Source organism: Bradyrhizobium sp. MI1.11, from assembly GCF_055811255.1.
The window spans coordinates 1-256 of record NZ_JBVVPM010000243.1; the positions used below are offsets into that span (position 1 = coordinate 1).

Here is a 256-nt window from a genome sequence, read left to right on the forward strand (position 1 = left end):
TGCGAACACCACCTCGATCAGCGAGCCGGAGTTCGCCGCGCTCTTGATGTTGAACCGGGCGCGGTTGGCTTCGACCAGGGCCTTGGTCAGCGACAGGCTCAGCGCCGAATTGTCCTCGGCGTCGCCGGGCGGTGGCGTCCGGAACGGCTCCATCGCGGCGGCGACTTCGCGCTCGCTGAGGCCGTGGCCGGTGTCGCGGATCCGAAGTGCGACCTCGCCGCGGTCGGTGAGGGCGGTCGAGACGATGACCTGGCCG

At 70.3% G+C, this 256-nt stretch carries 1 protein-coding gene; it reads right to left on the bottom strand.

What is annotated here, in order from left to right; translation table 11 throughout:
• The coding region (locus AC0L30_RS43245) for an ATP-binding protein (RefSeq protein ID WP_473406819.1) at window positions 1-256 on the bottom strand (256 nt) is incomplete at both ends.